25 protein-coding genes are annotated in these 25,899 nt (G+C 64.1%); 7 read left to right on the top strand and 18 right to left on the bottom strand.

Going from position 1 to position 25,899, the window contains the following annotated elements; all coding sequences use genetic code 11:
* Positions 1 to 38: 38 nt before the first annotated feature.
* The 3 genes from MESCI_RS01120 to MESCI_RS01110 form a co-directional block, all read right to left on the bottom strand.
* Positions 39 to 797, bottom strand: a complete 759-nt coding sequence (locus tag MESCI_RS01120; protein WP_013528097.1) for a metallophosphoesterase family protein — start codon at positions 795 to 797, stop codon at positions 39 to 41.
* 246 nt (positions 798 to 1,043) lie between these two features.
* Positions 1,044 to 2,126 (bottom strand): acyltransferase family protein, encoded by a 1,083-nt coding sequence (locus MESCI_RS01115; protein WP_013528096.1) that lies wholly within the window; start codon positions 2,124 to 2,126, stop codon positions 1,044 to 1,046.
* 111 nt (positions 2,127 to 2,237) lie between these two features.
* Positions 2,238 to 4,145, bottom strand: coding sequence for a propionyl-CoA synthetase (locus tag MESCI_RS01110; RefSeq protein ID WP_013528095.1), 1,908 nt, complete (start codon positions 4,143 to 4,145; stop codon positions 2,238 to 2,240).
* Between the two features lie 143 nt (positions 4,146 to 4,288).
* Here MESCI_RS01110 and MESCI_RS01105 point away from each other — a divergent pair, with 143 nt between their 5' ends.
* The 4 genes from MESCI_RS01105 to MESCI_RS01090 all read left to right on the top strand — a co-directional run bounded on the left by MESCI_RS01105 (position 4,289) and on the right by MESCI_RS01090 (position 7,239).
* Positions 4,289 to 5,101 (top strand): DUF2259 domain-containing protein, encoded by an 813-nt coding sequence (locus MESCI_RS01105; protein ID WP_164753479.1) that lies wholly within the window; start codon positions 4,289 to 4,291, stop codon positions 5,099 to 5,101.
* A 442-nt stretch (positions 5,102 to 5,543) separates the two neighbouring features.
* Positions 5,544 to 5,831 carry a PqqD family protein gene (locus tag MESCI_RS01100; protein ID WP_032898709.1) on the top strand — a complete coding sequence of 96 codons (288 nt, stop codon included), beginning with the start codon at positions 5,544 to 5,546 and terminating at the stop codon, positions 5,829 to 5,831.
* Positions 5,831 to 6,265 (top strand): lasso peptide biosynthesis B2 protein, encoded by a 435-nt coding sequence (locus MESCI_RS01095; RefSeq protein ID WP_013528092.1) that lies wholly within the window; start codon positions 5,831 to 5,833, stop codon positions 6,263 to 6,265. Before MESCI_RS01100 ends, MESCI_RS01095 begins: the two co-directional genes overlap by 1 nt.
* Positions 6,262 to 7,239 (top strand): phosphoenolpyruvate carboxykinase (ATP), encoded by a 978-nt coding sequence (locus tag MESCI_RS01090; RefSeq protein WP_013528091.1) that lies wholly within the window; start codon positions 6,262 to 6,264, stop codon positions 7,237 to 7,239. The genes MESCI_RS01095 and MESCI_RS01090 overlap by 4 nt, the downstream gene beginning before the upstream one ends.
* Positions 7,240 to 7,246: 7 nt before the next feature.
* Here the strand turns inward: MESCI_RS01090 and MESCI_RS01085 are convergent, their stop codons facing one another.
* From MESCI_RS01085 to MESCI_RS01015, 15 genes are all read right to left on the bottom strand, one after another.
* Positions 7,247 to 8,263 (bottom strand): nucleotidyltransferase family protein, encoded by a 1,017-nt coding sequence (locus MESCI_RS01085; protein ID WP_024501819.1) that lies wholly within the window; start codon positions 8,261 to 8,263, stop codon positions 7,247 to 7,249.
* Positions 8,264 to 8,327: 64 nt separating this feature from the next.
* The gene (gene dhaK, locus MESCI_RS01080; RefSeq protein ID WP_013528089.1) at positions 8,328 to 9,314 is read right to left on the bottom strand and encodes a dihydroxyacetone kinase subunit DhaK; all 987 of its coding nucleotides are present in this window, start codon (positions 9,312 to 9,314) and stop codon (positions 8,328 to 8,330) included.
* Positions 9,315 to 9,351: 37 nt separating this feature from the next.
* Entirely contained in the window at positions 9,352 to 9,774 is a 423-nt protein-coding gene (locus MESCI_RS01075; RefSeq protein ID WP_013528088.1) for a hypothetical protein, read from the bottom strand.
* Between the two features lie 11 nt (positions 9,775 to 9,785).
* The gene (ptsP, locus tag MESCI_RS01070; protein ID WP_013528087.1) at positions 9,786 to 11,372 is read right to left on the bottom strand and encodes a phosphoenolpyruvate--protein phosphotransferase; all 1,587 of its coding nucleotides are present in this window, start codon (positions 11,370 to 11,372) and stop codon (positions 9,786 to 9,788) included.
* Positions 11,356 to 11,658 (bottom strand): HPr family phosphocarrier protein, encoded by a 303-nt coding sequence (locus MESCI_RS01065; protein WP_013528086.1) that lies wholly within the window; start codon positions 11,656 to 11,658, stop codon positions 11,356 to 11,358. The genes ptsP and MESCI_RS01065 overlap by 17 nt, the downstream gene beginning before the upstream one ends.
* A gap of 22 nt (positions 11,659 to 11,680) precedes the next feature.
* Complete coding sequence (gene dhaM, locus MESCI_RS01060) at positions 11,681 to 12,070, bottom strand: dihydroxyacetone kinase phosphoryl donor subunit DhaM (RefSeq protein ID WP_013528085.1); 390 nt, start codon at positions 12,068 to 12,070, stop codon at positions 11,681 to 11,683.
* Positions 12,067 to 12,669 (bottom strand): dihydroxyacetone kinase subunit DhaL, encoded by a 603-nt coding sequence (gene dhaL, locus MESCI_RS01055; protein ID WP_013528084.1) that lies wholly within the window; start codon positions 12,667 to 12,669, stop codon positions 12,067 to 12,069. The genes dhaM and dhaL overlap by 4 nt, the downstream gene beginning before the upstream one ends.
* Before the next feature lie 72 nt (positions 12,670 to 12,741).
* On the bottom strand, positions 12,742 to 14,385 hold the full coding sequence (locus MESCI_RS01050) for a dihydroxyacetone kinase subunit DhaK (protein ID WP_013528083.1): 1,644 nt from the start codon (positions 14,383 to 14,385) through the stop codon (positions 12,742 to 12,744).
* Positions 14,386 to 14,439: 54 nt separating this feature from the next.
* Entirely contained in the window at positions 14,440 to 15,453 is a 1,014-nt protein-coding gene (locus MESCI_RS01045) for an ABC transporter ATP-binding protein (protein ID WP_013528082.1), read from the bottom strand.
* Complete coding sequence (locus MESCI_RS01040; protein WP_013528081.1) at positions 15,446 to 16,558, bottom strand: ABC transporter ATP-binding protein; 1,113 nt, start codon at positions 16,556 to 16,558, stop codon at positions 15,446 to 15,448. The genes MESCI_RS01045 and MESCI_RS01040 overlap by 8 nt, the downstream gene beginning before the upstream one ends.
* Positions 16,559 to 16,560: 2 nt before the next feature.
* Entirely contained in the window at positions 16,561 to 16,767 is a 207-nt protein-coding gene (locus MESCI_RS01035; RefSeq protein ID WP_013528080.1) for a hypothetical protein, read from the bottom strand.
* On the bottom strand, positions 16,764 to 17,714 hold the full coding sequence (locus MESCI_RS01030) for a carbohydrate ABC transporter permease (protein ID WP_013528079.1): 951 nt from the start codon (positions 17,712 to 17,714) through the stop codon (positions 16,764 to 16,766). Before MESCI_RS01030 ends, MESCI_RS01035 begins: the two co-directional genes overlap by 4 nt.
* Positions 17,711 to 18,658 (bottom strand): carbohydrate ABC transporter permease, encoded by a 948-nt coding sequence (locus MESCI_RS01025; protein ID WP_013528078.1) that lies wholly within the window; start codon positions 18,656 to 18,658, stop codon positions 17,711 to 17,713. Before MESCI_RS01025 ends, MESCI_RS01030 begins: the two co-directional genes overlap by 4 nt.
* Positions 18,659 to 18,767: 109 nt before the next feature.
* Positions 18,768 to 20,099, bottom strand: coding sequence for an ABC transporter substrate-binding protein (locus MESCI_RS01020; RefSeq protein WP_013528077.1), 1,332 nt, complete (start codon positions 20,097 to 20,099; stop codon positions 18,768 to 18,770).
* Positions 20,100 to 20,376: 277 nt separating this feature from the next.
* On the bottom strand, positions 20,377 to 21,066 hold the full coding sequence (locus MESCI_RS01015; protein WP_013528076.1) for a PIG-L deacetylase family protein: 690 nt from the start codon (positions 21,064 to 21,066) through the stop codon (positions 20,377 to 20,379).
* A gap of 28 nt (positions 21,067 to 21,094) precedes the next feature.
* On the opposite strand from MESCI_RS01015, the gene MESCI_RS01010 reads away from it, so the two are divergent.
* The 3 genes from MESCI_RS01010 to MESCI_RS01000 are packed head-to-tail and all read left to right on the top strand — an operon-like array spanning position 21,095 to position 25,853.
* Positions 21,095 to 21,985: a DMT family transporter gene (locus MESCI_RS01010; RefSeq protein WP_013528075.1), complete on the top strand. Its 891-nt coding sequence runs from the start codon at positions 21,095 to 21,097 to the stop codon at positions 21,983 to 21,985.
* A gap of 47 nt (positions 21,986 to 22,032) precedes the next feature.
* Positions 22,033 to 24,495: an ATP-dependent helicase HrpB gene (gene hrpB / locus MESCI_RS01005; RefSeq protein WP_013528074.1), complete on the top strand. Its 2,463-nt coding sequence runs from the start codon at positions 22,033 to 22,035 to the stop codon at positions 24,493 to 24,495.
* Positions 24,496 to 24,521: 26 nt separating this feature from the next.
* A complete protein-coding gene (locus tag MESCI_RS01000) occupies positions 24,522 to 25,853 on the top strand; it encodes an ActS/PrrB/RegB family redox-sensitive histidine kinase (RefSeq protein WP_013528073.1) in 1,332 nt (443 codons plus the stop codon).
* Positions 25,854 to 25,899: the final 46 nt, after the last annotated feature.

Here is a 25,899-nt window from a genome sequence, read left to right as displayed (position 1 = left end):
TCGATCTTCAGGCCAGCACACCTGAATATCGTTGCCCGTCAGGAGAAGATCAGCCTGCCTTGCTTGTCGGCGATCCTGACGGCGGTCAGGCGTCCGCTCTGGAAGGCGGCCGTGTCGATGCCGAGCCGGCGCCCTTCGAGCTTCGGGACATCCACCGGCGTATGCCCGTGCACCACCCAGCGGTCGAGCAGGTGCGTTGCCTCGAAGAAGTCCGAACGGATGTTGATCAGGTCATGGTCGGTTTGCGCCGCAAGGTCGACGCCGGGCCTGATGCCGGCGTGGACAAACACGAACTTACGCGAACGGACCATGATCGGCAGCCCGCGCAGGAAGCTGACGTGATCGTCCGGAATGATCTCCCTTATGCGCCGGTCGATCTGCGCGCTGCTCCCGTAGAGGCTGGTGAGGCGCGCCGGATCGATGCCATAGGAAAACAGGGTTTGCAGGCCGCCCGTCGCCAGCCAGGGTTCGCGGGACAGATTTCCGTCGAGATAGTTCAGCATTGCCACTTCGTGGTTGCCCGCAAGACAAATGCGCTGAAATCCTTTCGGCGGCGGCGCCAGGAGGTGATCGAGCACCCGCGCCGACTGAAACCCCCGGTCGATGTAGTCGCCAAGCATGACGATGATCTTGCGGCTCTGGAAGCGCAGCGAATCGAGCAGGATCTTCTGCTCCAGCGCGCGGAGTTCCTTGTAGCAGCCATGCACGTCGCCGATCGCATAGACGACGGCGTCCTGCATGTCGATATCGAGGCGCGGACGCGCCGCGATGCGGGGTTTTCGCTGGAACAGGGTCACGTGCCGGGCGTCTCGAGGCAAGCTCTCATGCCGAAGGCATAAGTGCCTGTTATCATGCCCGAAACGAAGAATTCCGCAATCGTGGAAAATGCAGATGCGCCGGGTCGGCACCGCCAATGCATGTCGCTCGGAAGTGAGCTCCGTTTTGGGAGAGCGATCCGTGGAACAAAGGCCTGGAGTGGGCCTGAATCCGCTCAGGCGCGACATGCTTTAGGTCGGCGGCCGGCCCGGTCTGCCGGACCGTCGTCAGGCTGCCTTGAGCCGATAACGGAAAACGGTATGGTCGAGCAGCAGCCGGATGCGTGGTTCGGCCTCGGTTGCCACTAGCCAGCTTGCCGCGATCATCGTCGCGCCGACGACCGCCATCGAGAACAGATGCGGCAGACCGGCGCGGACCAGGATGCCGAGCAGGGCCGCGCCGACGACATCGTGCAGCAGGTAGAGCGGATAGGTCATCAGCCCGATCCGGCGCCAGCCGCTCCAGGAGAGGTCGAGCCGCAGCGACCACGCCATCAGCGCGATGCCTATGAGGAAGATGAGGATCGGCGGGGCGAAGGGCATATCACGCCCGACCTTCAGGATATGAACGTCGACCGAACTGGCGATCTGCAGCACGCCACCGGCCAGGAACAGGGCGCAGAAGGCTAGGCGGGCGGCTGTCACCGCCTTGAAGCGCATCAGCCACAGCATGACGCCGGTGGCGAAGAACACGCCGTGATGCACCAGAAGCAGGTCGAGCGTGCGTGTTTCGGCAAGGTCGGCCCAGTCGAGCGGGTAGTAGAGGCACCAGAACAGCGCGCTGACCAGGCCGATGACGAGGGCCACAATTTCCATTAGATGGAAGCGGCCGAGCCGCAGCAAGGTCCAGACGACGGCATAGAAGGCGATCTCGATGCCGAGCGTCCAGTAGACGCTGTCCACCCATGGCGCGTAAGGGGCGAACAGGCCGGTGCGGACGAGCCTGACGACGGCATCGGTCGGCCAGCTGAGGCCGACGATCAAAAGCACCGCCGCAGTGACCGGCGCACAGATCCACACGGCCGGCGCCAGCCGTTTCACCCTGGCTTCGAAAAACCGCAGGGGTGTCGACCTTTCGGCGCTGAAGGCGATGACGAAGCCGCTGATGACGAAGAAGACCTGGACGCCGACCCAGCCGGATTCGACCCAGGCGCCTATTGCCGGCTGCGGGGGAACGCCGCCCGTGGCGCGCGCCGAAACACCGTCAGGATACGCCCACACCCAGAAGCCATAGTGGTAGACCATGACCATGACGGCGGCGAGAAAGCGCAGGATGTCGACGCCGCCAAATGTAATCTTCTGCTGAGCCATGCGACCTTTGTCGATGGCCCCCCGCGAACGACTTTAGGGTGCATTGCTGCGTCGCACAATAAAAGTATTGCTTGCCGATCGAAAAGTCGTCCGCGGCCCACCTTCAGTGGCTCAAAGGCCGATCCCACGTTCCTTCAGCGCCGCAGTGATCTCGTCGAGGATGACCGGATCGTCGATGGTTGCCGGCATGGCCCATTCCTCCTTGTCGGCGATCTTCTGCATGGTGCCGCGCAGGATCTTGCCCGATCGCGTCTTGGGCAGGCGCTTGATCGTCACCACCGTCTTGAAGGCGGCGACCGGGCCGATGCGTTCGCGCACCAGGCCGACCACCTCGTTCTCGATGGAGCCGATATCGCGGGTCACACCCGCATTCAGCACCACGAAGCCCAGCGGAACCTGGCCCTTCATGGCGTCGGCAATGCCGATGACCGCGCATTCGGCGACATCGGGATGGGCCGAAAGCACCTCTTCCATGGCGCCGGTTGACAGCCGGTGGCCGGCGACGTTGATGATGTCGTCGGTGCGGGCCATGACGTAGAGATAGCCGTCCTCGTCGACCATGCCGGCATCCGCCGTCTTGTAGAAGCCGGGGAACTCGTCGAGATAGGCCTGGCGGAACCGTTGATCGGCATTCCACAGCGTTGGCAGGCAGCCGGCCGGCAGCGGCAGTTTGATCACCACATTGCCCAGCGTGCCGCGCTGCACCTCATGGCCGGCATCGTCGAGAACGCGGATGTCGTAGCCGGGCATCGGCACGCCGGGCGAGCCGTATTTCACCGGCAGCAGGCCAAGGCCGGCGGGATTGATCGTCATCGGCGAGCCGGTCTCTGTCTGCCACCAATGGTCGACCACAGGCACATTCAGCTTCTGCTCCGCCCATTTGATGGTTTCCGGGTCGGCGCGCTCGCCGGCAAGAAACAGCGTGCGGAATTTCGAGAGGTCGTGTTTGGCAATGAACTCGCCCTTCGGGTCCTGCCCCTTGATGGCGCGGAATGCGGTCGGCGCGGTGAACAGCGCGACCACGCCATGCTCCGCTATCACCCGCCAGTAGGTGCCGGCATCGGGCGTGCCGACAGGCTTGCCCTCGAACAGGATGCTGGTGCAGCCATGCAGCAGCGGTCCGTAGACGATGTAGGAATGGCCGACCACCCAGCCGACATCGGATGCCGCCCAGAACACCTCGCCCGGCTTGACGCCGAACTCGTTTTCCATCGTCCATTTCAGCGCGACCATATGGCCGCCATTGTCGCGCACGATGCCCTTGGGCTGACCGGTCGTGCCCGATGTGTAGATGATGTAGAGCGGATCGGTGGCAAGCACCGGCACGCAATCGACATTGGCGCCCGCTGCCCGTTCGCGGGCGACGGCATCGGCGTAGTCGATGTCGAAATGCTCCTTCAACTCGCATCGCAACTGGTCGCGCTGCAGGATCAGGCAGGCGTCCGGCTTGTGGCGGGAGATCTCGATCGCCTTGTCGAGCAACGGCTTGTAGGCAACGACGCGGCCGGGCTCCAGGCCACAGGATGCCGAAATGATCAGCTTCGGCCTGGCATCGTCGATGCGGGTGGCAAGCTCATGCGAGGCGAAGCCGCCGAAGACCACCGAATGCACCGCGCCGATGCGGGCGCAGGCGAGCATGGCGATGGCCGCCTCGGCCACCATCGGCATGTAGATGATGACGCGGTCGCCCTTGCGAATGCCGCGGTTCTTCAGCACCGAGGTCAGCGCGACGACCTCGCGCTTCAGCTCGGCATAAGTGAACTTTTTCACGGTTCCGGCAATCGCACTGTCATGGATCAGCGCGATCTGGTCGGCGCGGCCGCCGGCGACGTGGCGGTCGAGGGCATTGTAGCAGGTGTTGCAGGTGGCGCCGGTGAACCAGCGGCCATAGACACCGGCATTGGCGTCGAACACCTTGTCCCAGGGCGAATACCAGTCGATGGCGCCGGCCGCATCCGCCCAGAATTGTTCCGGATCGCGTTTCCAGCCTTCATAGACCTCGTGATAGCGTGAAGCCATCCATACCTCCCCGGGAAATGTTTTTCTTCCTTCCAGATAGCGCGCTCTACCCTTGGCCGCAAATCCACGCCATTGTGACGACGGCATCGACCTGGCGCTTGGGGGCAAGCAGCTATGAACTGCGAGACGGGACTGGGGTGGTGATGTCTGCTGCTGTTCGGATCATCGGGCGCTTTTCGCTATCGTCGGTCATGGGCGCCGTACTTGCTATGTCCACCGGAACCGCTGAAGCCGGCGATGCCGCGGCACGGCACATCATCGGCTTTTCGCCGGATGGCGCTTATTTCGCCTTCGAGCAATATGGAACGCTCGACGCCGGCGCCTCGGACTCCGGCTGGTCTGAGATCGACATCATCGATACCCGTACGGATCGGTTCGTTGGCGGTAAGCCGATCCTCGTCGTCGATGAGACGGAGGAGGCGACACTGACGCTGGAGCAGGCGAGGGCGCAGGCCGCCGCTCAGGCGGCGCCCATTCTCGCCCATTATGCAATCACATCCCCAGCCGAGCAGACAGCGTCCGACAAATTCACCTTTCCGGGTGAAATGGTTGCCTACAACGACATCTCCCGCCTCGAACAGGTGTCGCAGAAATGGCTGTCGCCGCTCCATGGCGAAACGGGCGTTTCGACCATCCAGCTCGACGAGATCCTGGCAGCCAGCACGAGCGATTGTTCGGCGAGTTTCGCAACGACGGAGCAGCGCGACACATCTGGCAAGGCACTCGGCTTCCGGCTGACGCTGCAAGGCCAGGACGGCAAGCCGTTCAAGATCCTGCACGAGGACAAGACCGTGCCGGGCTCAAGAAACTGCCCGACCTCCTACAGCCTGTCGGAATCCTACGAACTTACCCCGGCCGGCAAGCCGGCGGTGATCGTTGTGCTGGTGCAGCGTTTCAGCCAGGGTTTCGAGGGGCGCGATCGCCGCTTCCTCGCAGTGACCGGGCAGCCACGCTGAGAGGTCACGCCCAAGCGCCGGCAGCCGCTCTGTCTCAAGGTTGTTTCTAGATCGGCAGGGCCACAAGCATGAGGCCAATGCCGCCAGCGATCAAAATGGCTGTCGCCAGCGCTTTTCTATGACGTTCGAAGCTCGTCGGAGCTCGCTCCCAATTGTAACGCATACGCTATCTCCCCAATACCCAGGCAGGTTTTACCTTACTTAGGGGAAGAAATGCAACGTCCGCTGCCGGCAGCCCGCTGTTTGTCACGTTTCATCGATGACTATTTCTGGGCCGAATGCGGCCGGGAAGACGCAACCGAGCAGGTTCTAACGCGACTGGCGCGGAGAATCTGTCAGCAAGGCCGTTGGTCCCCTGAACTGGGCTCCCGTGATCGGCCGATAGACAGCGCTCCACCTCCGCGCTATCTGATTTCCGGGATGAGCATGGCTTGGAGGGGGCGTGGTGGAAATAGTCTCTGGAACCGTTCTGCGGCTGGCCGAGGATGCCTCGGTGCAGCATGTGGGCGATGGCGCAGTCGTGCTTTTGGCGCGCAGCGGCCAGCTCTATACATGCAACGGCACGACCGAAGCCTTTCTCGACAAGGTGGACGGCGCGCGCAACCTCGACCAGATCGTCGACCTGCTTTGCGAGGAGTTCGAGGTCGACAAGGGGACGCTCGATCAGGACATGGCGGCACTGGCCACGGATCTGATCTCGGAAGGTATCCTCGCCGCGCCAGGTGCTTGATGGCTGACGGCCCGCTCCTGCGCGCTCTTTTTCGCTGCCATCTCTGGGCGAGCGCGCGGCTGATGCCGGTCCTTGTCACCAACCGGAGCTTCGAGGAGGTGCTCAAATGGGCGCCGCTCGCCTCGTCGACGCCCTATCGCGGTCTGGCGTCCGCCTACATCGTCGCGAGCGTCAACCGCACGGTCCGCCATCCCTGGCTGATGCGTGACCGCAGGTGCTTGAGGGAAGGTCTGCTCGGTCATCGTTTCCTGCGACTAGCCGGCTTCGATCCGGACCTGCGCTTCGGCGTCGAACCGCAGTCGATGCAAGCGCAGCGTCTATCGGCGCATTGCTGGGTCTGCCTCGACGGCAAGCCGGTGGTCAGCGACAAGCTTCCCGGCATGGTCGAGATCTATCGTCATCATGCCGATGCCGTAAAGGCGCGTCCCGCTTGACCAGACCTTCAGCCTGCTATGGCCTCAACGGCCTGATCCTTGGCATATCGGCCGAGCGCTCCGAGCTGTGGCAGGATTTCGACCGGATGCTGGGCAGCCTGCGCATAGAGGAACCCGTCGCGCCGGACTTTCGTCTTGAGATCACCGAAACAGACACGCTGGACGAGACACCCAATGGATCCCTGGTCTTCGATGGCGAGGTGCCGGAGGATGGTCCCTGCCGGATGATCGAGGATGGCGGCATTGTCCATCTGGTCTTTCCCGGGCGCCAAACCGTTGCGATCAATGGTGGGGAAGGTTGGGCCGAACTCCGGATTAGCACCGGTACGAAAGCCGCCTGGACGCCGTCGATGTTGGTCCTGGATGCCGCGCTCGACGCCGGTGGCCAGCATATGCTGCATACGGCCGGGCTGACCTTGCCTGACCGCGATGCGGTGGTGCTGATCCACGCCCCGAGCGGCACCGGCAAGACCACGACGTCGCTGGCGCTGGCAACACAGGGCTTTGGCCTCTGCTCCGACGACGCCATGATCCTGAATGTCGCTTCGGGCAAGGTTGTAGCCTGGGGCTTGCCGCGCGCCGTCAAAATCCACCGGAAGACTGCCGAAATGATCCCGCAGGTGGCGCCATGCCTTGGCCAGACGTGGGATCGCAACGGCGAACAGCCGGTCTCGTTAGAACGGTTGGGCGGTATCATCCGGGTGGAAAACGCATCCGCCCGGCCGGTGGCGGCGCTTCTGCACCTGGCGCGTTCCGCCGACGGGCAGACCCGGCTCGTCGCCATGGCCAGGACCGACGCGATGGTGGCGCTGGCAGTCGACAATGTCCGCACCGGCATGACCGGGCTGCTGCCGATGCAGAAGCGCAGGCTGGCGACCATCGCCGGGCTGGTCAATGCGGTGCCGACCTTCCAGCTCGAAGTAGGCGCGCGCCCGGCTGACGCTGCGGCGCTGATCCGCGGCACCCTGGATTGACGTCAAGTCAGGCTACTTGCGGCCTGGCCTTGGCCAATCTCTGAATCCACCGGAAGGCGTCGCGGCGCAGGCGTGAGCCCAGTCTGTCCCTGGAATTGACGCCAAGCAGCGTATTCGTTGTGATCAACCGCCTGGCCAGCCGTATGGAGAGGTCGGGCTTGATGCGGCCGGCGAGTTCGAGCGCGCGGCTCTCGTCGAACAGCTGGCCGGTCACATTGAGCACGATTGCCAACTCCAGTTCGATGCCGGTCATACGGGCAGCGTCGAACAGGCGTGCTTCCGCTTCGGGTGATTGCAGCGCCCGCACCCCTTGCAGCACGTCCACGCAAAGCTGCAGGCGGTGGAATTTGTGGCCGCCGGCGGCGTGCACGATGGCGATCGTTAGAAGAGCCGCCGGCGTGTCCGTCGCTTCGCCATCGATGGCGCGCAATTCAGGGAAACCCAGCGACAGGCGCCGCCGCATGCCGGTGTCATGCACGAGGTCGCCATGCAGTTCGACCAGCAGGCTGGAATTCTCTTTTTCCAGCCATTTGAATTCCTGCAATTCGTAGGATTCGGCCTCGTTGCTGCCAAGCTCGAAGCCGCATGCCGCGATCACCTGGTTTGCCCTGGCCAGATTGGCGGGTTCGACCAGGATGTCGATGTCGGTGAAGGGCCTGTCGGCGACGTTGCGGTAGAGCTTTCGCGCGAAGACGGGTCCCTTGACGATCCGCGCCGGAATATTGTCCGCCGCCAGTCCCTTCATGATGCGGTCGCCATGATACTTCAACAGCATCGACTGGCCGGTGGCGATCGTTGCCTTCTGGCGCAGATCCTCCAGCTTGCCGTGCAGGTCGGCATCCGCTGGCAGCCGCGCGTCCCCGCTGAGCTTGCGCAACATGATCGGCAGCACGCCGTGAAACTCGGCATTGTCGAGCAGCGCCGTCAGCGTCTTTGCCGACAAATCTTCGCCGCCTGCCGCCGCCTCGGGGTCAGCGAAGCGCAGCAAGAGTCTTTCTTCGGCGGAAGTAAGCGGTGGCAGCATCAACCCAGCTAGCATTGCGAGCAAGTCAGGAATGGTTGCAGAAAAGCCTAATGTAAGCCAGCTTTTACATGCCCCAGCGCAGCGCCGCAGTGTGTACCGGCGCGTCCCAGAACGCGGTCGTCTCGTCGTCGAGCATGGTCAGCGTGATCGAGCAGCCGGCCATGTCGAGCGAGGTGACATAGGAGCCGACCAGCGAACGGGTCACCGTCACGCCCTGTTTCTCGAAAATCGCGCGCGCGCTGTTGTACATCAGATAGAGTTCCATCAGCGGCGTGCCGCCGAAGCCGTTGACGAACAGCAGCGCCGGGCCTTTCGCCCTGTCGCCGAGATCGCCGAGGATCGCGGCGCAAATCTCCTGCGCGATCGCATCGGCGCTTTTCAGCGCATCGCGCCGGCGGCCGGGCTCGCCATGGATGCCGACGCCGAACTCCATCTCGCCGTCGCCGATATCGAAAGTCGGCTTGCCCGCCGCCGGCACGGTGCAACTGGTCAGCGCCACGCCCATCGAGCGGGTAGCAGCGTTGACGCGGTCGCCAAGCGCCTTCAGCGACGCCAGAGCCAGGCCATGTTCGGCCGCCGCGCCGACGATCTTTTCCACCACCAGCGTGCCGGCGACGCCACGCCGGCCCGTCGTATAGGAAGAATTCTCGACCGCGACATCGTCATTGGTCACGATCTGCTGGACGCCTTCCGACATTTCGGCCGCCATCTCGAAATTCATGACGTCGCCCTCATAGTTCTTGACGATGAACAGGCAGCCGGCGCCGGTGTCGACGGCCTCTGCCGCCGCCAGCATCTGGTCCGGTGTCGGCGAGGTGAACACCTGGCCGGGGCAGGCGGCGTCCAGCATGCCGTGACCGACAAAGCCGCCATGCAGCGGCTCGTGACCGGAACCGCCGCCGGAGATCAGCGCCGCCTTGCCCGGCCGCAAGGTCTTGCGGCGGATGAATTTGTGCTCGTCGCCGAGCACGAGGATGTCGGCATGGGCGGCGACGAAGCCGTCGAGGCTTTCGGTCAGCACCGTGTCCACCGAATTGATAAACTTCTTCACGGCCGTCTCCTCCCGAAATAGGCCAGATAGCAAGTGATCAGCCACTCTTGCCGGTGATGCTGGTGATCTTTTGGATAAAATCGTTCACCGCCTTATCGAGCGCGGCGTTCTGCTTGTCGTCGCCGAAATCCGGCACGATCAGCGAGACATGCCGCGTCTTGCGCATGCCTGATGCGATCGACATCTTGCCTGGATGCGCCTGGTGATAGGCGGCGAGAAACTGGTCGCGCTCGGCCGGGCTGAAATGGCAGACGGAAAATATAGCCGGCAAATGTTTTGACGGAATCGGGATCGAATAGGCAGGACTGGAAATCTGCGTGACGAAGCTGCGGTGCTTGCCGAGCGCATCGGCCAGGCGCTGGCGCATACCGGACGGGCGCTGGTCGATAACCTGCGACAGGATCGTCTTGTAGGCGCGGATCGCCTCTTCGGAACCGGGTTCGGGTGTCCTGTCGACCATGCCGGCCGCGCCTAGACAGAAACGTCCGCGACGGCCGCCTTGGCCATGGCGAGTTGCGCCGGCGCGACGGAAAGATCGCGCAGGCCTGCCTCGATCAGTGACGGGATCGAGGCTGGATCGCCGGCTGCATCGCCGCACAGGCTGACCGGGATCTCTTCCCGCTGGCCAAACGCGGTCACGGCAGCGATCAGCCGCAGCACGGCCGGATGACGGACCGAATTGAGATGCGCCACGGCAGCGTTGTCGCGGGCGGCCGCCATGACATACTGGGTGAGATCATTGGAGCCGATCGAGAAGAAGGCGGCATCGGTAAAGGCTTCCGGTACGATCGCCACCGACGGCACTTCGACCATGATGCCGAGCGGCGGCATGTTGTGTGCGACGCCGCGTGCGGCAAGTGCAGTCTGCTCTTCGGCGAACATCGCCGCTGCCTGTCGGTATTCCTCCACAATGGCGATCATAGGGAACATCACTTTCAGGCTGCCATGGACAGCGGCGCGCAGCAGCGCCCGGATCTGTACACGAAACACCTCGGGTCTTGCCAGCGACAGCCTGATCCCGCGCAGGCCGAGAAACGGATTGCTCTCCTCGACCGTAAAGCCGGGCACCGGCTTGTCGCCGCCGGCGTCAACGGTGCGGATCGTCACCGGTTTTTCACCGGCCCACTCCAGCACCTTGCGATAGGCGCGATACTGCGTCTCCTCATCCGGCAGCGTCTTGCCGAACAGGAATTCGGTGCGCATCAACCCGACTCCGTCGCAGGTCGTAATGTCGATGAGGTCGACATCGGACGGGTCGGCGATGTTGACCTGCACGCGCACCGCCGTGCCGGCCTTGGTCACCGCCGGTCGCGCCAGGAACGTCCCGGCCCGGTCGCTGCGCGCCCGGAATGATGAGGACGATTGGCGAAAAGCAGCGATTTCAGTCTTGGAGGGTGACAGCACAATGCCGCCATGTTCGGCGTCGAGCAGCGCTGTGCCGGTTAGACGAGCCAGCGAAGTGCCCAACCCGACAACCATCGGCACGCCGCGCGAACGCGCCAGCATGGCGACGTGGCTGGCGGTGCTGCCCGCCTTCAGTGCGATGCCGCCGCCGCGGCTCCAGTCGGTTTCGAGAAAACGCGTCGGCGCGATATCCCAGCCGTAGAGGATGGCGCCGGTTGGCGCCTGGACGTCGCCATCCTCGGACAGCGCCCGCAGCACCTGGTCCCTGATATCGCGTATGTCGGCGGCCCGTGCGCGGAAATAATCCTGGTCTGAAGCGTCGTAGCCGGCAATCTCGGTATCAAGCGCTTGCCGCCAGGCTTTGTCGGCTGGCAGGCCGGTGCGGATCGCGGCAAAGGCCGGGCTGCTCAGCGCATCGTCTCGCAGCATGGCGATCTGAAACTCGAGAATGTCGGCGGCATCACCCTCGGCCATCTCGCTCAATGCGGTGAGACGGCTTGTCGCGACGGCGATTGCGGCTTCGAGCGCGGCCTTCTCGTCGTCGGCTGTTTCTTTGCCGACATAGGATACGACAGTCTGGTCGAGGTCGAACAGTGGCCCCTCGGCATAGCCGGCCGAGGCCGAAATGCCTTGCAGTCTAAGCGGTTCGGACATGGTCCGCGCCTTCGTCGAAATCGCGCCGCACCAGTTCGACCAACGCGTCGACGGCATCATTGGCGCCGTCACCGCTGGCCCTGATGTGCAGCACGGTGCCCTTCGGCGCCTTGGCCGCCATCACCTTGACGATGCTTTTGGCGTCGAACCATGGCCCGTTGGCGGCCAGTGCGATTTCCACCTCCGCGGCAAAGCTCTTGGCCAGCTTGGTGAACTTCACCGAAGGACGCGCGTGCAGACCCACCTCGTGGGTGATCACAACGGTCGCTTCGGCGGATGCGGACATGTCTTTCAAAATTCCCGTTCGTTCACGACGGCGACAATTCATGTGCCGTCGCCACCACTTCCCGCAGCGAGGCGCCGCCGGAGGCCTCGGTCGCTGCCATCACCGCGCCTTCGACGATCGGCGCGTTGCAGACTATGATCTTGTGCGACCGTGGCTCGCCGATCATCTCCACCGCCATTTCCGAGTTGGTCTCGGCGCCGCCGAGATCGACCAGAATGGCGACACCGGCTTCCGACCAGGCCTTGTCGATGGCGCCCATGATCGCCTCGACATTGGTGCCGAGCCCGCCATGGCCGTTTCCGCCGCACCATGCAAGCGGCACTTCGTCGCCCACCATCTGCCGCACCATGTCGGCCGTGCCCTCGGCAACCAGCGGCGAATGCGAGACGATGACGATGCCGACATTGCTCATGCGCTTTCCCCGAGGCTGTGCGCCACTGTGCGCACCAGCAGCGCGGTTGAGCGCGCGCCGGCGTCCATATGACCGATCGATCGGTCGCCCAGGAACGAGGCGCGGCCACGCAAGGCTTTCATAGGCACGGTCGCGTCGGCCGCGGCGTCGGCGATATCGGCGATTTCAAGAGCTGTCTTTCCCTGCAGCAGCGCGTCATGCACCGGCTGCAGCACGTCGAGCATGGTTTTTTGTCCGATCTGCGATTTGCCGCGTGCTGCCACAGCTTCGATCGCCTTGCCGAACGCCGCCGTCAGATTGGCGCGATCGGGTTTCGCCGAAATCTCCTTGCCGAGTGCCAGGAACAGGGTGCCGAACAGCGGGCCGGAGGCGCCGCCGACCGTCATCACCAGCTTGGTGCCGATCGCCTTCAGGGCATCGGGCAGCGGTTTGGCCGAAAATGCTTCGGCTTCGGCGCGCACGGCCTCGAAGCCGCGCTTCATGTTCAGCCCGTGGTCGCCGTCGCCGATCGCCTGGTCGAGCGCCGTCAATTCCTCGGCGTTCGCGGCGATCGTATCCGAGGCGGCCGCGATCAGCCGGGCAAGGTTCAACGCCGCCATGTCACCCGCATTCCCGGTTTCCATCTTGCCGGCAGTATCGAAAGAACGGTCATTCGACAACTGGAGCATACGTCAGGCCGCTTCATGCAATGCCGCGGCCGCCGCGAAGACTTCGGCCACCGCGTGAGCGCCGGGGTCGACCACACCTTGCAGCTTGCTGCCGACATAGGCCGACCGCCCGGCTTTTGCCTTGTCCATGGCGGCCGTGGCCTCGGCACCATGGCGGGCTGCTGTTGCCGCCTCCTCCAGGCCGTTCGCGTCGAGTGCTTTGAGCGCCGGCTCAAGCGCATCGACCATGGTTCTATCGCCAATTCTGGCGCCGCCATAAAAGGTCATCCGTTCAAGGCCGGCAAGCAGCGCCTGGGCCAGGCTCGCGCCGCGGCCCAGAGCCTGCGCCGCCGCCGTGAAGAAGATCGACAGCAGCACGCCGCTGGAGCCGCCCATCGACGCGCTCAGAATGTCGCCTATCGCGCCAAGGGTGGCTGCAGGCTCGGCAAGCGGCAGCGTGTCGAGCCGCTCGAGAACACTGCGCGCGCCGGTCGCCACCGTCGAACCGGTGTCGCCGTCGCCTGTTTTGGCGTCCAGTCCGTTCAAAGTCGCTTCGAGCGCGATCAGCCTTTCGCAGATGGTAACGAGAAGAGACCGGGTCCGCGCATCCTGGCTGGGCTTGCGTGCCACGCTTTGTCCGGCCGCTTTCGCCATCGGCACGACGGCAGGTGAAACAACCGGCTTTGCCGGCATCCAGGCGTGAGGGCCGACCGGCGCCAGCAAGGCCGTCTCGCGCGCGGGGTCGAGCCGGATCAACGACAGCGAGAAGCCGTTCATGTTGAGCGCCGTCATCAGCAGGCCCGGGCCGATCGTCAGTTTGATGGTTTTAACCAACGGCGAGGCAAGCACCGCATTGGCGATAACGGACATTTCGAGCGGCGGCACCGAACCGAGATTGTTGATCAGCAAGGCGTAGGTGGCCTTGGGATCAAGCCGTGCCGCGAGGCGCTCCGCCATAATCGCCACCAGCCTATCGGCGCTCTGCACCGCAATCCGCTCGACGCCCGGCTCGCCGTGAATGCCAAGGCCGAGTTCGCCATCGTTCTCGCCAAATCTGTCTTCGTGCGGCTGGCCCGGGATCGAGCAGGACGACAGCGACATGCCGAGCGAAACGATGTCCTTGGCCGCCGCCCGCGCCGCTGCCGCGATTTCAGCCAGATCGTGGCCGGCTTCCGACAGGTGGCCGGCGATCTTGTGCACGAACAAGGTGCCGGCAACGCCGCGCGGCTGGGTGATGTCGGGCAAAGCGATATCGTCGGCGACAATGACCATCTCGACACGAAACCCTTCGGCGCGCGCCTTCTCTGCCGCCAGGCCGAAATTGAGACGGTCGCCGGTGTAGTTCTTGACGATCAGCAGGCAGCCGGCCGGGCCGGTGACCGCGCGAATGGCGGCCAGCACCGCTTCGACGCTTGGCGAGGCAAAGATCTCGCCCGAAACCGCCGCCGTCAGCATGCCCCTGCCGACGAAACCGGCATGTGAAGGCTCGTGCCCGGCCCCGCCGCCGGAGACGACACTGACTTTCGTCTTGTCCCAGTCGGCGCGCAGGACGACCTTGATCTCGGGATAGCCGTCGAGGCGCGCGAGATCGCCGGAGCCAATGGTTCGTAGCAGGCCGTCCAGCGCCTCGGTGACGATCGTTTCCCTGCGATTGAAAAAGTGCTTCATCGATTCGTCCCGTACTGGCAAAGTCAAAACCGGTGCTGAATCACCGAAAACCGCTCACATCAATCGCTGTCCATCGGCGCCGAAATACAGCGGCGCCCGGTAGCGGATCACCACTTTGTCGCCCTGCGCCAGATCCGTGTCGGGATCGGTCAGCGTCACCAGTTTCTTGGTGCCTACCGTCACATGCAAATGGTTCTGGTCACCGAGATGCTCGACCCAGTCGACAACGCCGTCAGCATGGCCATTCGCGGCCTTCGCGATCGTCAGATGCTCGGTGCGCGCGCCGATCGTCTTGGTGCCGGCCGGTGCGCCGCCGTCAGGCAGCAGCCCGGTCGGCAGAAGATTGATCGCCGGCTGGCCGAGCCTCGCCGCGACATGCAGGTTTGCCGGCTCTGAATAGATGGTGCGCGGCGAGCCGATCTGCACCAGCACGCCCTCGGTGAGGATGCCGATGCGGTCTGCCATCGTCATCGCCTCGATCTGGTCGTGGGTGACGTAGAGCATGGTGGCGCCGAGCTCGGTCTGGATGCGCTTCAGCTCGAGCCGCAGATCCGCCCGCAGCTTGGCGTCGAGCGATGACAGCGGCTCGTCCATCAGATAGATGGACGGTTTGCGCACCAGCGCGCGGCCGATGGCGACGCGCTGCATTTCGCCGCCCGAAAGCTTGGTCGAGCGGTTGGCGAGCTTGTGATGGATGCGCACCATCTTCGCCACCTCCTCGACCCGGCGGCGGATCTGGTCTTCCGGCATTTTCCGCGCCGGCGAGCGCAGCGGAAAGGCGAGATTGTCGAACACCGACAGATGCGGATAGAGCGAATATTGCTGGAAGACGAAGGCGGTGTCGCGCTCGGCCGGCGACAGCGTCGTGGCATTGTGTCCGCCGATCTCGATCGTGCCGCTGTCCGGCCGTTCCAACCCGGCGATGAGCCGCAGCGTCGTCGTCTTGCCGGCCCCGGTTGGCCCGAGCAGCACGACGAATTCACCATCTGCTATGTGCAGGTCGAGGCCGTCGACGGCGACATGGTCGCCGAAACTCTTGGTCACGTTCTTGATGTGCACCTCAGCCATGCTGGGCCCTCCGTTCCGAGGCGACATCGTGGATCGCGGTTCTCACCGCGCGGCCCGATCCCTTCTCGAACAGCGACAGCCGCGCGCTGCTCAGCGTCAGGCCGACATGGTCGCCGGTGGCGAGCCTGATTTCGGCCGGTACGCGTGCCTTGATGATGCCATCCGCCGTCTCCACCGCGACGATCTGCGTGGTGCCGAGATATTCGGTGCCGTAGATGGCGCCGCGCAATTTTGAGGCGTCGTCGAAGCGGATGTGTTCAGGGCGGATGCCGAGCGCCATGTCGCCAGGTGCGATGTCCTCGCGCACCTCCGGCACCGCGACCTTCGCGCCTTGCACGATGATCTCCCTGGCGCCCTTGGCGAGCCCGCCGCCAAATCCCAAAAAGTTCATCGGTGGCGAGCCGATGAAGTCGGCGACGAACATGGTCGCCGGGCGGTCATAGATTTCGCGCGGGCTTCCGAACTGCTCGATGACGCCATGGTTCATCACCGCGATCTTGTCGGCCATCGACATCGCTTCCATCTGGTCGTGCGTGACATAGACCGTCGTGGCATGGATGCGGTTGTGCAGTTCGCGCAGCTCGTGGACCATCAAATCGCGGAATTCGGTGTCAAGGGTTCCCAGCGGCTCATCCATCAGGAAGCATTTTGGCCGCCGCACGATGGCGCGGCCGAGCGCGACGCGCTGGCGGTCGCCGCCGGCAAGTCCGGAGACGGATTTGTTGAGCAGATGGTCGATGCGCAGCAGCTTCGCCGTTTCCTCGACCCGCGTGCGGATTTCGGCCGAAGGCATGCCTTGCGCCAGCAGCGGGAAGCCGATGTTCTTGCGCACATTCATGTGCGGGTAGAGCGCGAACAGCTGGAAGACGAAGGCGATGTCGCGCTCGCGGGCCCGCAGCATGGTAACGTCGTCGCCGCCGAGCAGGATCTGGCCGCCGGTCGGCAGCTCAAGCCCCGCGATCATGCGCAAGGTCGTCGTCTTGCCGCAGCCGGACGGGCCGAGCATGACGAAGAACTCGCCATCCTCGACGACGAAGTTGGAATCCTGCACGGCGACGAAATCGCCGAAAGCCTTTCTCAGGTGCTGGACACGGATTTCGGCCATGATTATTCCGGGAACTTGGAGACGATGATGAACATCACGGTGCCAGCGAGCATGGTGATGAAGGAGTAGGTGTAGAGCGACAGCGCGAAGGGCTGGAACAGCATCAGGAAGCCGATGGCGATCAGCGCTGTCGCGATGTTTTCCATCAGCCCGCGCCGTGCCCAGGCCGGCCAGCGCGATTTGCGGTTCCCAGGCTTGGTCAAGCTCATTTGCGCACCGCGCCGAAGGTGATGCCGCGCAGCAATTGCTTGCGAAGCAGGATGGTGAAAACCAGGATCGGCACCAGGAAGATCGTCGTGCCGGCCGCGACCGCCGGCCAGTCCTGGCCGCCTTCGCCGATGATGGTCGGGATGAAGGGCGGCGCGGTCTGCGCCGTGCCGGAGGTCAGGAGCGCTGCGAACGCATACTCGTTCCAGGCGAAGATCAGGCAGAAGATGGCGGTCGCGGCTATGCCGGTCGTCGCCTGCGGCAGCACGGTGCGCCAGAAGGCCTGCAGCCGCGTGTAGCCGTCGATCATTGCCGCTTCTTCATATTCGCGCGGGATCTCGTCGATGAAGCCCTTCAGCAGCCAGACAGCCAGCGACACATTGACCGCCGTGTAGAGCAGGATCATGCCGAGCGCGGTGTCCGACAGGCCAAGCTCGCGGTACATCAGATAGATCGGAATGGCGACGGCGATCGGCGGCATGAAGCGCGTCGACAGGATGAAGAACAGGAGGTCGTCGGCGAGCGGCACCTTGAAGCGCGAAAAGCCGTAAGCCGACAGTGTGCCGAGGAAGACGGCGCAGAAGGTCGAACCGAAGGCGATGATCAGCGAATTGACGAAGCGCGGCAGGAAATTGGACGGACCGGCGATCACCATGTTGCGCTTGCGCGTGGTCTCGTCGCAGAAGCCCGTCGCCGGGCCCAGCGAGTTGATGTATTCCGGCGTCTGCCGGGTCCGCGTCGTGAACAAATTGCAGTAGCCCTCGAGGCTGGGCTGGAACAGGATCTTGGGCGGATAGGCAATCGAATCCGGCGGCGTCTTGAAGCTGGTGGCGAAGATCCACAGCAGCGGCACGATCGAGATCAGTGCGTAAAGCACGATGATCGTGCCGGCGATCCGTTTCGAGTTGCTGCTCGGTGCGACGACCGAATGGGCTGTGGTCAGGCTCATCTCTGCTTCACCTTGTTGAGCGCCTTGACGTAGATGTTGGCCAGGCCGAACACCGCCACGAAAAGGATGATGGCGAAGGCCGAGGAATAACCGGTGCGCCAGCTTTCGAAAGCCTGCCGCTTCAGCGTTATCGAGGCGACCTCGGTCGTCGAGCCCGGCCCGCCGCCGGTCAACAGATTGACCATGTCGAACATCTTGAAGTTCTCGATGCCGCGAAACAGCACCGCCAGCATGATGAAGGGCAGCGCCATCGGCAGCGTGATCGACCAGAACTGCCGCCAGTTCGAGGCGCGGTCGACCTCGGCCGCCTCGTAGATGTATTCGGGGATGGAGCGGAGGCCCGCGAGGCAGATCAGCATCACGTAGGGCGTCCACATCCAGGTATCGACGATGATGATCGACCAGGGCGCCAGCGACACGTTGGAGAGCATCTGGATATCGGTCGGCGGAATCCTCGTGACAAAGGAGATCGCATAGGCGAACAGGCCGATCTGCGGCTCATAGAGGAAGCGCCAGAAATTGCCGACCACCGCCGGCGACAGCATCATCGGCACCAGGATCAGCGTCGTCCAGAAGGCGTGGCCTCGGAACTTCCTGTCGATCAGCCAGGCCAGCGTGAAGCCGATCAGCGTCTGCAAAAGGATCGTCCAGAACACGAAATGCGCGGTCGTCTGCATGGCGATCCAGATATCCTTGTCGCCGAGGATGCGCTGGTAGTTGGCAAGGCCGAGATTTTTCACCACCTCGTTCGGGCGGTTGGCCCGGTAGTTGGTGAACGACAGATAGATCGCCCAGAACAGCGGGAAGATGTTGATGGCCAGCAGCAACAGGATCGTCGGCGAGATGAACAGCCAGGCGAGGCCCTTGTCGCTGATGCCCCGGACCTTGCGGGCCAACGGTTCCGGGGTCGCCCGGGCAACGTTCTCCGCGGTCCGATTGAGCATGGTGAGTCCTGCTTCGGTCACTTGGTCGTCTCTGTCATGGAATTTATCTGAACTGCATCCCGTGCCAAGGGGCGGCACGGGATGCTTGGCTTAGCTCGGGAGGAGCTGGTTACATCTTGCCATCGTCCTGGAAGACCTGGGTCCAGTCCTTGACCAGGCCGTCGAGCGCATCCTTGGCCGAACCCTGGCCGGCGACGACATAGTCGTGGAAGCGCTTCTGCGAGGCCTGCAGCAGCGGGGCGTAGCTCGGCTCGGCCCAGAAGTCCTTCACGATGGCCATCGAGTCGAGGAAGGTCTGCGCGTAGGGCTGGCTGGCCGGGAATTTCGGATCCTTGACCACCGCGTTGAGGCAGGAATAGCCGCCGAGCGACCACCATTTGGCCTGCACGTCCTTGTTGGCGAACCACTTGATGTATTTCAGCGCCGCCTCCTGCTTGTCGGAATAGGACACCACGGAGATACCCTGGCCGCCGAGCTGGGCGAACTGCTCGCCGTCGGGACCCTTCGGGTTGACGAAGTAACCGATCTTGTCGCCGCCGACATTCTCGTCCTTCTGCAGGCCCGGCCATGTGAAGGCGAAGTTCATGTGCATCGCCACCTGGCCGGATTTGAAGGCATCGACGCCTTCGCCCATGTAGCTGTTCGAGGCACCGGGCGGCGTGCAGCAATCATAGAGCGCCTTGTAGAATTCCAGCCCCTTCACCGACTTGTCGGAGTTGACGAAGCCTTCCATCTCGTAGGGCTTCTTGGGGTTTTCGTATTGGAAGCCATAGCTGTAGAGCACGTCCATGGCGCCCATGGTAATGCCTTCGGAGCCGCGCTCGGTGTAGATCGAGGCGCCATAGACGGTCTTGCCGTCGATCTCGCGCTTCTGGAAGAACTCGGCGACCTGCTTCAGCTGGTCGAAAGTGGTCGGCGGGCCGAGATCCCAACCGTATTTCTCCTTGAATTCCTTCTGCAGTTCCGGCTTGGAGAACCAGTCCTTGCGATAGGTCCAGCCGACGACGTCGCCCATGGCCGGCAGCGCCCAGTAGTTCGGCGTGTTCTTCGGCCATTCCGAATAGCCGACGACGGTTGCCGGCACGAAATCGTCCATGCTGATCTTCTCCTTATCGAAGAAGTCGTTCAGCTTGACGTAGTGGCCGTTCTCGGCAGCGCCGCCGATCCACTGGCTGTCGCCGATGATCAGGTCGCACAATTTGCCGTGCGAGTTCAGTTCGTTGAGAAAACGGTCGGCATAGTTGGTCCACGGCACGAACTCGAATTTCATGCCGATACCGGTTTCCTTGGTAAAATCCTTGGACAGTTCGACAAGCGCGTTGGCCGGGTCCCAGGCGGCCCAGCACAGTGTCAGGTCTTCAGCGTGCGCGGCGTTCGCGACGGCTGTCGACGCTGTGATCGCCGAGGTCAGTCCCAACGCCAGTTTCAAGCTCGATTTCATGATTTCCTCCCATTTGCGAAACGCGCCCGGATGACGGTTTCAAAAGCCCTCAACCCCTCTCCTCAGGGGCCCAAACATGGCGGCGCGGTTACGCTGCGGATGTTTAGTAATTTGTTTAGTGATGCAATTTTTACTAAACAAGGCAAGCGAATTCGTTGCTGCGCCGCAGCATGCTTATGGCGATGTCTGAAAACGTTGGAAAAAAGCGCGGACCGCTGGTCGGCTTACCGAAGCTGCTCAGGCCGATTCTGACGAGGACGTGGGGCAGGCTCGGCTTTCAATCGACCCTTCTGGTGCTCACCATCACTTTCCGGATCGGCGGCGCCGGCGGCAGCAGCATACGGATATCGGCGAACGGGAACGACGGTTCGAAGCGGAACGCTTCGGCCAATGAGCCTTGTGCGCTGTTGCACTGGCCGGCGCGAAAGGCGTTCTGTGTCCGCGCAATGTCGACGAAGCGGTCGGGATCCTGCGACTGATGCATGCGGATCGCCTCGGCCTTGACGTCGGCATGGGCGGAAATGTCGACATAGTGCGTCGGCGAGAAACCGGTGCCGCCCATCGTGTCGGCATGCAGCACCGGGACGGCGAAAGACGCCGCGATGCGCACGCCGTCCGACAGTGCGCGATGGTCGGCGTGATAGTCGTTGGGCGCATGCGTGACCACCAAATCCGGGCCGATTTGACCGATCAGTGCTTTCAGAGCTCCAATCAGCGCTGCATCGGCCACCAGCTCGCCGTCCGGGAAGTCGAGGAAGCGTGGCACTGCGCCTACCAGCGCGGCCGCGGCCGTTGCTTCGTCGCGACGGACACGAGCGAGAACAGCGGGATCACTTGTGCCGCCCCTGGCACCATCCGTGGCCATGGCAAAAGTGAGTTCTGCGCCTTGCGCAGCATAGGCGGCCATCGTACCGAACATGAAGATCTCGATGTCGTCCGGATGCGCACCGAGCGCCAGGATTTTCAAACCACTCTCTCCCCGGAATTGGAACAACGTGACGAACGGAATCCTGCTCGCCCTGATCGCCTACGCAAGCTATTCGGGTAGCGATGCCGTTGTCAAAAGCCTGGGCGGTCAGCTCACGATCTTCGAGATCGGCTTTTTCATAACCTTGTTCGCGGGCTTCTTCCTGTTCTTCACGCGGCCCGCGGGCGAACGCTGGCGCGATTTCTGGCGCACCAGAAGGCCATGGGCGGTGCAGGCGCGTGCCTGGGCGGGCATCGCTTCCGGCGTGCTCAGCGTCTACGCCTTCACCACCATTCCGCTGGCCGAGTCCTATGCGCTGATTTTCCTGGCGCCGCTCTGCGTCACCATCCTCTCCACGGTGATCCTCAAGGAGAAGGTCGGCCCCTGGCGCTGGCTGGCGGTGGTCGCCGGTTTCGCCGGTGTCATGCTGGTGGTGCGGCCGGGCTTTCGCGAGCTCAATCTCGGCCACCTTGCCGCCTTCGGTGTTGCCTTCCTCGCCGCCACCAGCGTCATCCTGATGCGCTCGCTGGCGCAGCAGGAAAAGCGCACCACCATGCTCGGCGTGCTGGTCGGCTACGGCCTGCTGTTCAACGGCATCGGTGCCGCCGCCACCTCGTTCACCGTTCCCGACGGCAAGCAGTTGCTGTGGTTGGTGGCGGCCGGTGCCTTCACAGCAGGTGGACAATTCCTTCAACTGCTGGCCATGAAATACGCGCCTGCCAACCGGGTCGCGCCGACGCATTATTCGCAGATCGCCTGGGCGGTGATCCTCGGCGCGTTGTTTTTCCAGGAATATCCGGACGGGCTGTCGCTGGTTGGCCTGGCGGTCGTTGGCGGCGCCGGCCTGTTGACCATGGTGCGTGAGGAAGCGCGGCTGGGGACCGTGCGCTGGAACCCGTTTTCGCGTACCCGGCTTTGAACCGAGTCTGGTTGCGCCGTGGCCGTAACCGCTGATATGCGGGCGCCATGACCACAAAACCCCTGCCGGAGCTTCCTGTGTCCGTCGTGCTGCCGGCGCTGAGGGAGGCGCTTGGCGATGGCAACAGCGCCGTGCTGGTGGCGCCGCCCGGCGCTGGCAAGACCACGCTGGTGCCGCTGGCGCTGCTTGACGCGCCTTGGCTCGGCGCCGGCAAGATCATCCTGCTTGAACCGCGCCGCCTCGCCGCTCGCGCCGCCGCTCGCCGGATGGCTGAGTTGCTTAGTGAGGAACCCGGCGCCACCGTCGGCTACGCCATGCGCATGGAAAACCGCATTTCGGCAAAGACCAGGATCGTGGTCGTCACCGAAGGCGTGCTGGCGCGCATGATCCTCGACGATCCCGAACTGCCCGGTGTTTCGGCTGTCATTTTCGACGAATTCCACGAGCGTTCGCTCGACGGCGATTTCGGTCTCGCTCTGGCGCTCGACGTGCAGGGGGCGCTCAGGCCGGATCTGCGCTTGGCTGTGATGTCGGCGACGCTCGACGGCGCGCGCGTCGCCAAACTCATGTCGGGCGCGCCGGTCGTCGAAAGCGAGGGTCGCGCCTTTCCCGTCGATATCCGTTATGACGAACGGCCGGCCGGCATCGCCATCGAGGACGCGATGGCCAAGGCGATCCGCGCCGCCCTTGCCGACGAGAGCGGCAGCGTCCTTGCCTTCCTGCCCGGCCAGCGCGAGATCGAGCGCACCGCCGAACGGCTGGCCGGCAAGGTCGGCACCGATACCGACATCGTCCCGCTCTACGGCATGCTGGACGGCAAGGCGCAGGACGCGGCGATCAAGCCGGCAACATCGGGCCGCCGCAAGGTGGTGCTGGCCACCTCGATAGCCGAAACCTCGATCACCATCGACGGCGTGCGCGTCGTCATCGATTCCGGCCTGTCGCGGCTGCCGCGCTATGAGCCGGCCAGTGGCTTGACCCGACTGGAGACCGTGCGTGTCAGCAAGGCTTCCGCCGACCAGCGCGCCGGCCGTGCCGGGCGCACGCAGCCAGGCGTCGCCATCCGGCTGTGGCGGGCCGAGCAAACGGCTGCACTTCCTGCTTTCACGCCGCCGGAAATCCTTGAGGCCGATCTGTCCGGACTGCTGCTCGATTGTGCTGCCTTCGGCGTTGCCGATCCGTCAGCGCTTGCTTTTCTCGATCCGCCGCCTGTTCCGGCCCTCAATGAGGCAAGGGGGCTACTGCGCGCGCTGGATGCCATCGACCACACGGGGCGCCTGACGGAGGCGGGTGCAGCGATGCGCAAGCTCGCTCTGCCGGTGCGGTTGGCGCATATGGTTGCCGAGGCATCCCGGAGCGGCCATGCCTTCGAGGCGGCAATGTTCGCCGTGCTCCTCACCGAACGCGGCCTCGGTGGCGACGGCGCCGATCTGGAGCGGCGGCTGATGCGTTTTCGCGGGGAAAGATCTCCGCGCGCCGCCGCCGCCAAGCAACTCGCCGAAAGGCTGGCAAGGCAGGCTGGCGGGGCGAAGGGCAGCGAAGCTGCGGCGGGCGGTCCCCTGCTCGTCCACGCCTGGCCGGATCGGGTGGCGAAGGCGCGTGGCGAGCGTGGCCGTTTCGTGCTGGCCAACGGTTCCGGCGCTATGCTCGACGCCGCCGATCCGCTGGCGGGCGAGCCGTTTCTGGTCGTCGCCGACCTGCAGGGCAAGGCACAGAATGCGCGCATCACGGCGGCAGCGGCGATCGGCGAGGACGATGTCCGTGTCGCGTTGGCGGACAGGATCGAGGCGCGCCGTGAAACGAGCTTCGATCGGGACAAGCGCGCCGTGCGTGTACGTGAAACCGTGCGCCTTGGCGCCATCACGCTCGCCGAGCGCATGCTGCCGCCGCCAACGGGGGCCGACGCCGACCGCGCCGTCCTCGATGCCGTGCGCCAGCACGGGCTGTCGCTGCTGACCTGGAGCAAGGAGGCGCAAACGCTGCGCCAGCGGCTTGGCTGGCTGCATCGCGGCCTGGGCGCGCCATGGCCCGATATGGCGGATGACGCCCTCGTCGAGCGCCTCGACGACTGGCTGCTGCCTTACCTCGCCGGCGCGGCATCGTTTGCCGCCATCGATGCAGGTGTTGTCTCGGCCGGACTGGCCAGCCTCGTGCCGCATGATCTGCAGCGCAGGATCGATACGCTGGCGCCAACCCATTTCGACGCTCCGTCCGGCAGCCATGTGCCTATCCGCTATGACAGCGAATGGCCGGTGCTGGCGGTTCGCGTGCAGGAACTGTTCGGGCTCGACCGGCATCCCGCCATCGCCAATGGCACTGTGCCGCTGACGCTCGAACTCCTGTCGCCGGCGCACCGGCCGATCCAGACGACGCGCGACCTGCCCGGCTTCTGGCGCGGCTCCTGGGCCGACGTACGCGCCGACATGCGCGGCCGCTATCCCAAGCATGTCTGGCCGGAGAACCCGCTGCTCGCCGCCGCCACCGCCAGGGCCAAGCCGCGCGGGACCTAGCCTTTGGAGCTTCGCGGCTGTAATTCATGGCCATGATCAACGTTTTGCGTTCGCCCGATTTCCAGCAGAGCCAGAGACTGCGCCTCAACACGCTAATCCGGTTGCGATGGCTTGCCATTGTCGGTCAGAGCCTGGCGGTGCTCGTCGTCGCCTATGGGCTGAAGTTTCCGCTGCCGGTCAGCCTCTGCTTTGCCCTGATCGCCTGTTCGGCCTGGATGAACCTGTTTCTCGCCTTTCGCTTTCCGGCGGCGCACCGGCTCACGCCGCTTGCGGCCTTCGGCATCCTCATCTTCGACAGCCTGCAGCTTGCCGGCCTGCTCTACATGACCGGCGGCCTCACCAATCCGTTCTCGCTGCTGATGACCGTGCCTGTCGTCATTTCGGCGACATCGCTGCCCCTGCGCCTGACCGCCATCCTCGGCGGGCTGGTCATGTCGGCGGCGACCTTTCTGGTCTTTGTCCATCTGCCGCTGCCCTGGCATGAGGATGCGCCGCTGGCGATGCCTTTTCTCTATGTCGCCGGCATGTGGATGGCAGTGCTGTCCTCGATCGCCTTCACCGCCATATACGCCTTCCGGGTGGCCGCCGAAGCCCGGCTGCTGGCCAATGCGCTCGCCGCAACAGAGCTGGTGCTGCAGCGCGAGCAGCACCTTTCGGCGCTCGACGGGCTGGCCGCCGCGGCCGCGCACGAGCTCGGCACGCCGCTCGCCACCATCGCGCTTGTCGCCAAGGAGATGGAAAAGGCGCTCGGCAAGGATCCGAAATACGGGGAAGACGTGACGCTGTTGCGTTCGCAGAGCGAGCGTTGCCGCGAGATTCTCAAGCGGCTGACCAGCCTGTCCTCGGAGGGTGAGGCGCATCTTTCGCGGCTGCCATTGACATCGCTGGTCGAGGAGGTCACCGCGCCGCACCGGGACTTCGGCATCTCGATCAAGCTTCGGCCCGGCGAACGCATCGGCCCCGAGCCGGTCGGGCAGCGCAATCCGGGCGTCATCTACGGCCTCGGCAATCTGGTCGAGAACGCGGTCGATTTCGCTCGCAAAAGCGTCACCGTGCGCTGGAGCTGGGACGAGGCCACCGTCACCTTCTCGATCGTCGATGACGGCCCCGGTTTTCCGGCCGAGATCATCGACCGCATCGGCGAGCCCTATATGTCGACGCGCCAGGGCAATGAAACCGGCGGTGGTCTGGGCCTCGGCCTGTTCATCGCCAAGACCTTGCTCGAACGCTCTGGTGCCGTGCTCGATTTCCGCAATTCGAGTGGCCTGGGGGAGGGCGCCATGGTCCAGATATCGTGGCCGCGTGGTGTGTTCCTCAATCCGGAAATCACTTCGGCCAGCATGTTCGACACTGCCTGAGAGCCTTGATGGGCCTCTAAAAATTGGACAAGGAGGCTCAGGAACT

Source organism: Mesorhizobium ciceri biovar biserrulae WSM1271, assembly GCF_000185905.1.
Taxonomy (GTDB): Bacteria; Pseudomonadota; Alphaproteobacteria; order Rhizobiales; family Rhizobiaceae; genus Mesorhizobium; species Mesorhizobium ciceri.
Note: the sequence above shows the minus strand (reverse complement) of the source record. Positions and strands in the feature narration are given on the sequence as shown.

Bases quoted from the DNA above. Each gene is read 5' to 3' on its own strand.
- MESCI_RS01115 (WP_013528096.1), bottom strand. From the start codon at position 2,126: ATGGCTCAGCAGAAGATTACATTTGGCGGCGTCGACATCCTGCGCTTT.
- MESCI_RS01110 (WP_013528095.1), bottom strand. From the start codon at position 4,145: ATGGCTTCACGCTATCACGAGGTCTATGAAGGCTGGAAACGCGATCCG.
- MESCI_RS01105 (WP_164753479.1), top strand. From the start codon at position 4,289: ATGTCTGCTGCTGTTCGGATCATCGGGCGCTTTTCGCTATCGTCGGTC.
- MESCI_RS01095 (WP_013528092.1), top strand. From the start codon at position 5,831: ATGGCTGACGGCCCGCTCCTGCGCGCTCTTTTTCGCTGCCATCTCTGG.
- MESCI_RS01085 (WP_024501819.1), bottom strand. From the start codon at position 8,263: ATGCTGCCACCGCTTACTTCCGCCGAAGAAAGACTCTTGCTGCGCTTC.
- MESCI_RS01075 (WP_013528088.1), bottom strand. From the start codon at position 9,774: ATGGTCGACAGGACACCCGAACCCGGTTCCGAAGAGGCGATCCGCGCC.
- ptsP (WP_013528087.1), bottom strand. From the start codon at position 11,372: ATGTCCGAACCGCTTAGACTGCAAGGCATTTCGGCCTCGGCCGGCTAT.
- MESCI_RS01065 (WP_013528086.1), bottom strand. From the start codon at position 11,658: ATGTCCGCATCCGCCGAAGCGACCGTTGTGATCACCCACGAGGTGGGT.
- dhaM (WP_013528085.1), bottom strand. From the start codon at position 12,070: ATGAGCAATGTCGGCATCGTCATCGTCTCGCATTCGCCGCTGGTTGCC.
- dhaL (WP_013528084.1), bottom strand. From the start codon at position 12,669: ATGGCGGCGTTGAACCTTGCCCGGCTGATCGCGGCCGCCTCGGATACG.
- MESCI_RS01050 (WP_013528083.1), bottom strand. From the start codon at position 14,385: ATGAAGCACTTTTTCAATCGCAGGGAAACGATCGTCACCGAGGCGCTG.
- MESCI_RS01045 (WP_013528082.1), bottom strand. From the start codon at position 15,453: ATGGCTGAGGTGCACATCAAGAACGTGACCAAGAGTTTCGGCGACCAT.
- MESCI_RS01040 (WP_013528081.1), bottom strand. From the start codon at position 16,558: ATGGCCGAAATCCGTGTCCAGCACCTGAGAAAGGCTTTCGGCGATTTC.
- MESCI_RS01035 (WP_013528080.1), bottom strand. From the start codon at position 16,767: ATGAGCTTGACCAAGCCTGGGAACCGCAAATCGCGCTGGCCGGCCTGG.
- MESCI_RS01030 (WP_013528079.1), bottom strand. From the start codon at position 17,714: ATGAGCCTGACCACAGCCCATTCGGTCGTCGCACCGAGCAGCAACTCG.
- MESCI_RS01025 (WP_013528078.1), bottom strand. From the start codon at position 18,658: ATGCTCAATCGGACCGCGGAGAACGTTGCCCGGGCGACCCCGGAACCG.
- MESCI_RS01020 (WP_013528077.1), bottom strand. From the start codon at position 20,099: ATGAAATCGAGCTTGAAACTGGCGTTGGGACTGACCTCGGCGATCACA.
- hrpB (WP_013528074.1), top strand. From the start codon at position 22,033: ATGACCACAAAACCCCTGCCGGAGCTTCCTGTGTCCGTCGTGCTGCCG.
- MESCI_RS01000 (WP_013528073.1), top strand. From the start codon at position 24,522: ATGGCCATGATCAACGTTTTGCGTTCGCCCGATTTCCAGCAGAGCCAG.